Origin of the sequence: Flavobacterium sp. UGB4466 (assembly GCF_903469665.1) — a bacterium.
In the GTDB taxonomy this organism is placed as follows: Bacteria; Bacteroidota; Bacteroidia; order Flavobacteriales; family Flavobacteriaceae; genus Flavobacterium; species Flavobacterium lipolyticum.
Map to the genome: position 1 here is coordinate 1 of NZ_CAGKLC010000154.1, position 7,286 is coordinate 7,286.

General features: G+C 37.6%; 3 protein-coding genes. All 3 read left to right on the plus strand.

Features of this window, described 5'->3' with window-relative positions; all coding sequences use genetic code 11:
- A partial coding sequence (locus JO950_RS20615) for a T9SS type A sorting domain-containing protein (protein ID WP_202704323.1) occupies nt 1-1,564 on the plus strand: 1,564 nt, incomplete at its 5' end.
- An 89-nt stretch (nt 1,565-1,653) separates the two neighbouring features.
- Nucleotides 1,654-4,104: a hypothetical protein gene (locus JO950_RS20620; RefSeq protein WP_202704324.1), complete on the plus strand. Its 2,451-nt coding sequence runs from the start codon at nt 1,654-1,656 to the stop codon at nt 4,102-4,104.
- Nucleotides 4,105-4,140: 36 nt separating this feature from the next.
- Nucleotides 4,141-7,286, plus strand: a 3,146-nt coding sequence (locus JO950_RS20625) for a fibronectin type III domain-containing protein (RefSeq protein WP_202704325.1), incomplete at its 3' end; no start/stop codon positions are given.

Below are 7,286 nucleotides of genomic sequence, written 5' to 3' on the forward strand. Positions count from 1 at the left end.
TATTAATAATATCTATGTAGGGCAATATTTCATTACAGTTATTGATGCAAATGGCTGTAAAATTGATAAAAGAGACTTAGACAAAGTAGATCCTCTCTTTATTAAATTAACTCAGATCAACATTGTAAAATGTTACGGAGATGCAACAGCCAGTGTGAAAGCAATTACTTCAGGAGGGCTTCCGGGTTATTATTACAAATGGTATGATGCAACTAATTCTGCACTGATCATTAGCGAAAATGAGACTTTAATGAATGCTAAAGCGGGAACTTATTATGTTATTGCAACAGATTCTTTTGGAAAATCGATAAAAAGCGAAACGATTACAATCACTGAGCCTACTCCGCTTGACAATTCGCTTTCCTCTGAATATACCCGTTGTGGTGATGGAAACGATTGGACAATTACCTCAGCCGCATTACAAGGTACAGCTCCTTACTCTTACTTATGGAGTACAGGCGCCAGAACTGCTAATTTAGTAGACGTTCCTCCAGGAAATTATTCTTTATTGGTAACGGATACTAATGGCTGTACCATTACAAAAACAATTACACTAATTGCTCCACCGCATCTGGCAGCGTCCGAAGTAATTAAGATCCCAACTTGTTACGCCGGTTCTGATGCTACCATTACTGTGACTCCTATAAACGGTATTGCCCCTTACACCTATTTGTGGAATACGGGAGAAACATCAAATATACTAAGCAATGCCTCAGCAGGAGAATATACCGTTGCTGTTTCCGACAGTAAAGGCTGTATCATCAATCATACCTATACCATTGTTAATCCACCGAAAGATGTTATTAATATCGGAGAAGATGTGACTTTATGTTTTGATCAGACTTTAACCATTAATGCCACAATTAATGACGATAAAGCGACGTATTCCTGGACCTCCGATAAAGGTTTCAAGAGCAATAAAGCTATAATTACGGTTTCTGAACCTGCAAATTATACCGTTGTAGTTACCAACAAATTGGGTTGTGAAGCTACAGATACCCTCAAAATTTCAAGTCAGAATACCCCAATTAGTGCTGAATTTGCCCTATCGAGTCAGGTATTCAAAAACGAAAAATTCATAATCGTTGACATCAGTAATCCTGACGCCGATGAAATCGAATGGGTAATTCCTACCAGTGCAACCGTAATCTCCAAAAACAAAGATTTTGCCGAAATCAGTTTCAGTCAGGCCGGCGAATATGACATCACGCTGAACACTAAAAAAGGAAACTGTACTGCTTTTCAAACTAAGTCAATCTTAGTGACTGAAGGAGAATATGAAGAAAACAATCCGGACGATCAGACTTTCAAGAAATTTGATCTGAAAATCTATCCAAATCCGTCAAAAGGAACTTTTACTGTAGATGTACTGCTGGATAAAGTAATGCCGGCACATGTCAAGGTTTATAATTTGACCAACAACTTACTGATAGATTCAAAAACACAGGAAGGCAAAGACAATTACCTGTTCAACTTTAGTTTGACAGGTCTTCCTTCCGGAATATATTTTGTCTTATTCGAGTCACAGCAAGGAAGTAAATTGAGAAAAATCATTATTCAGTAAACTCTAATTTATCCAGCAAGCCAAAATTATAAATTTCAAATACTAATGGAAATCAAGAAAACAATCTTGGTTTCCATTCCCCATAAAGAATGATTTTAAAAAGAATAATTTTAATTACACTACTGCTTTTCACCGGTACCTTTGCTTTTTCGCAAAACTTTAATGTACAGGAGCTAGGCAAAGCGAAACTAATAAATGTCAGTGGTGGTGTATCAGCCAATACGGTATTCTATTCCGGTAATGCCACACGAGAGCCCTTCAGTTATTTTTTGAACGGAAACATCAATTTCAATATTGCCAATCTGTACAACATTCCGCTTTCGTTTTCCTATACCAATCAAAAATTCGGATACAACAAACCTGTTTTAATGAATCGTCTGAGCATACATCCTTCGTATAAATGGATTACTGCTCATATTGGAGATGTAAGCATGACCTTCTCCCCTTACACTTTAAGCGGTCATCAATTCACAGGGTTTGGAGTAGATTTGACTCCACAAGGAAAATTCAAAATCAGTGCGATGTACGGGCGATTATTGAAAAGTAACGAATTTAATTCTGCTTATCCTGATATTCTGCCTGCCTATAAAAGATTCGGGTATGGATTTAAAACCGCTTATTCCCTGGAGAAAATAAACCTGGGGCTTACCCTGTTTAAAGCAAGAGATCAGATCAATTCTTTAAACAACCCTGTACCCTTTGAACTGGATGTTGCTCCAAAGGAAAATGCTGCCATTAGTTTTGAAACTAATTTTAAACTTTTTCAAAAACTACAAATCTCTACCGAATATGCCAGCAGTAGTATCACTGAAGATTTAAGAGTTGTGGCAAGTGGAAAAGCAAAAGGAGTTTCCTCTTTTCTATTGGGTAGAAACAGTACTACCACTAGTTATAATGCCTTTAAAGGACAATTGGCTTACCCGGCCGGAAAAGGAACTTTAGGATTAGGTTACGAACGAATTGATCCTAACTACAGAACTTTTGGAGGATACTATTTTAATAACGATTTAGAAAATGTAACCGTTAATGCGACTCAAAATCTGTATAAAGATAAAGTGTCGCTTGCTTTAAACTTAGGACTTCAGAAAGACAATTTAGAAAAGCAGAAAGAAAGCCAGATGAAACGTTTGGTCACCTCAGCTAATGTCGATTTGAGACCCAATCAAAAATTAAACCTGAACCTGAACTACTCTAACTTTCAATCGTTCACCAACAGCCGTAATCAGTTTGACTACATCAATCAGGTTTCAAATTACGAGTATTTGGATACTTTGAACTTCAGACAAGTGAACCAAAATTTAGGTCTGACGGTAAATTATCTATTAAAAAATGATAAACGCCTAAAAAAGGCAATTAGTGCCAATCTCTCTATGCAGGATGCTGTAAACCAACAACAAGGAAAAACAGTTGCGGGTGGAGCCTCTACCTATTACAACTCAGCCCTTACTTATTCTCTGGGTTATCCTCAAAAAGAACTAAGTTTCAACGGTTCCTTAAACAATACCTATGGACAAACAGACGGTGGAACGAATTTTATTATCGGACCAACAGTCGGAGCCACCAAATTATTTTTTGATAAAAAACTGAATGCGACCGCCTCGACCAGTTACAATACTAGTTATAACAATGGTCAGAAGCAAAACGACATCTTCAACTTCAGATTGAACGGATCTTACATTTATCTTGAAAAACACAATTTCAACATGAGTGTCATCACACTATTTAATAAAACAGCCACCAGTAAAAACAATGACTTAACCGCTACATTGTCTTATACCTATTCTTTCGACAAAATCAAAATGCGTCCGAAAAGAGAACCAAAAACCGACGAGGATATGAATCTTACTTCTATTCTAAAAATAAATCTTAACGGAAAAATTTTAGAAGGAACACGTGATCAGATTACTGCTCAATTAAAAGAGATGCAATTGGCACTAAACCCATTACCGGAAAAAGAGAGCACAAATTTAGAACATTTACTCACTCTGGCTTCCCTTACACCGGATGACAAACAGTTCAAAGAAAAAGTACTAGACTATCTCGAAGCTTACAACATCGAAGCAGAAAACGTAAAAAAATTCAACGAATACCTTCTTGAAGCCGCCAAAAAATTGGAGGCGGAAATGAAAAACAAAGATTCAAATCTGGAAAGTGCTTATGTTACGGCCTTAGGAAAGGTAAACAGCCACAAACTGCATGGTGTGAGTGAAGAAAATAACACTGATAAAGCAGCTTTCAAATCCTATCAGAAATTAATAGAAAGAAGCAATAAAAATCGCGATCAGCTTACACGTCACCGATGGATGCTCAAAGAAATTTCGGTATTGACTAAACTGCCGGCTGCCGAAATACAGCAAAATCCCGCTGCAGTAGTTTTTAGCGCAGAACAAATTGAAGAAGCTTTTAAATCGATAAAAGACAAAAAAACCGGTCCTGAAATAATAGCCGCTATCGAAATCAAAATGATACCGTTTTATCATGATCTGGCTCTCAAAAATGCAAACATTGATGAAATCGATCTTAATCATATTCAAAAATAATAAGGAGTCAATACCTACTTACTAACCTGACAAAAAATGGATAAAATTCAATTACCCAAAATGCTGAAAAACTTACACCTGTACCTGCTGTTGCTCTGCTCCCTAATAGGATTTGAGGGCTTTGCACAAACTTTCCCAATTTCGGTTACGACCCAAATTACGCAGCCATCCCCTATTTACCTGAGCAAATACGCTGATGCGACTACTATAAACAGTCCCATTAAAATTCAGTTGCTGCTCAACGATTTGACCATTTCCAATCGTCAGGTTCGATTAAAAATATACTTTCAGGGTAACGGAGTTTCGTTCAGCAACAACGATTTTGTTGTAGGAGCAAAACCACTGTACCTCGAAGGAGGATTTCCATTGCAATTAACTAATGTTGATCTGGCTCCTTACTTTCAATACCAAAACCTTCTAGGATTAAATCCAAATCAATATGCACAGCCTTTACCCGAAGGAATCAGTAACTTTTATGTGGAGGTATATGATTTTGCTACAGGAAAAAAACTGTCCAGAAAAACAGGTACAACTACGGTTATTTTTCAAAACGAACCACCCTTCCTAAACCTGCCTTTACACAATGCTTCGATCATGCAGCAGAACCTGCAGAACATTGTTTTCAGCTGGACACCGCGAAGCATCAACGTAAGTAATGTGGAATACGAATTTTCATTGGTCGAGATTTGGGACAATTACACTCCGGTGCAAAATGCCTTTGCTTACTCGCCTCCGTTGTATACTACCACAACCAAAATGACTACGCTGCAATACGGCATGAGTGAACCTCAACTGATTCCCGGCAAAAAATACGCCTGGCGCATCAAAGCAAAAGCCATTCAGGGAGCCGAAGAAATTGGTGTATTTAAAAACAACGGTTATACCGAAATCTTTGCTTTTACTTACGAAATATTCTGTACCTCTCCCCTTGCCATTAAAACCGAAAGCATCGGTCAGGATCAGGCCAGGATCAACTGGAGCGGAAACATCGACAACTTTGACTATCAGGTAAACTATCGTGAGAAAAATTCGGGTTCGGAATGGTACAAAGCCGTAACTCCGCGAGAAAATATTACGCTTAGTAATTTAAAACCTAACACCGTATACGAATATACCGTAGGATCGTCCTGTGATGTCGGCAAATATATTCACAGTTCAATATATGAATTCACCACCATTGCGAGAGACGAGATTGTATTTCAAGGCTGTGGTATCAAGCCGGATCCGAGAGATCTTGCTAACCAAACCCCACTTCCCGAACTTTTCTCGAATGATGTCGTTACAGCGGGAGATTTTCCTATTGTAGTTTTAAAAGCAACCGGAAGTAATGGTAATTTCTCAGGAGAAGGTTATGTAACCCTTCCTTTCCTGGAGAAATTCAGAAAACTTATTGATGCTGCTGATGCCTTAGGTGCAAAAGATGAAAATGGAGTTTCAAAAGGAAACCTTAGCGAAAATACCCGAATCAGAATTACATTCAATAATATTGGTCTTAATAGCGATTTTAAACTAATTTCAGGAGAAATTATTGCGGCATATGATCCTACCTGGAGCGGTATCTCTGATTTAGATGGTGTCATCAATGACGCTTTTGGTGACGCCGGAAATGTGGTCAATCAGGACATCCAGTTTCCTATAAAATCCGTAGTAAAAAATCCTGATGGAAGCATTACGATAACAGGTCCGGATGATGTTAAAGTTAACTTGCCAAAAACGGTAAACGACATTATAATAACGGATAAAAACGGTAAACAATATGCCGTTCCTGCTAATGCTCCTGCCGGAAATATCGAAAAAACAGGACAACTCGCACCGGGAGGAATTCCAAATTCCAAGAATACAAACGGAATGGGATCTGGTGGAAGTATCACAGAAATTTCTTCTCCAGACGTAAATGTAATTTTCTCTAAAGGCAATGGATTTTATGCTTTTGATAATGCTCCAACAGCAGCAAACGGAAGCTTGGATAAAACTTACGAAACAATCCCTCTAAAAAGTGGCGGCACGTACAATGTAAATTTGAAAGCCATTTCAGACAGTCCCGCTAAAACGGATATTGTAATCGCAACTGCCAACTTCAAAAACGGAAAAACCAAAAAAGACATTGTTTTTAAAACTCAAAATGGTACCGCTATTGACAGTACTCAAATTGTTTGGAACAATAATGTCGCAACACTAACCCTGAAAAGAACTTTAGATTTTGCTAAAGAAACGGTTATTGCAACGGTTAAGGCTGCTGCATCAAAAGATCCAAAAGAAACTGTCGGGAAATACGATATTGCCGGAGCGATTGATTTATGGCATCTGACCAATAAAAAAGTAAATGTAACACTGGTTAGCGTTAATAATGCGCCATTACCAAGCAATGTAATCGGGCAGTTAAATGCAATTTATGAACCAGCCGGAATAACATTTGACCTTAATACCATAAATGTAACCTTAGACAATACCTGGGGCGAGAGCATTGAAACCAGCGACAGTGACTTACTAAACACCTATACACCGGACCAACAGCAAATCACCAATAATCTAAAAGCAAAATTAGGTTCCGATTATAAAAAAGACACCTATTACGTAATTTATACCGGAGCTCCTTCCGATAAATCAAACCTTCTGGGCTTTATGCCGCTGAAGCGACAATATGGTTTTATTTTCAACAAAACCAATACCGTTCGTACATTAGCGCACGAATTAGGTCATGGTGTCTTTGGATTGAAGCATCCATTTACAGAGTATAACACTTCTACAACCACAGATCTTTTAATGGATTATGGTACTGGAGTACTTTTAAGCCATAACGACTGGCAGGTACTTCACGCTCCCGGATTACAATTGTATCCGTTTATTCAGGGGGATAGTGATGGGGAATATAGAATAAATGAGTTAATTTCTGGAATAACCTTAGATGATTTAAGCTCATTCAATGAGAACGAAGTACCATTTTTAACTAAAACCGGTGAAGTTCTAAAACTTAAAAAAGAAGATTTTAGAGACATTTCTTTTAATCAAAATGGGACAATTTTTGCATTTACTAAAATTGAATTATTAAAAGGCGAAAGATACTTATCGGCTGTGCAAAAAAAGGATTCAAAAATCTTTTCTGGTTTTTCATCTGATGTGGAAAAAGATGATACTTTCTTTAAATTTTCTTACAACTCTAAAAACTTTGATTATGTATACAT

Coding starts and splice junctions, on each gene's coding strand:
- JO950_RS20620 (WP_202704324.1), top strand. CDS start 1,654: ATGATTTTAAAAAGAATAATTTTAATTACACTACTGCTTTTCACCGGT.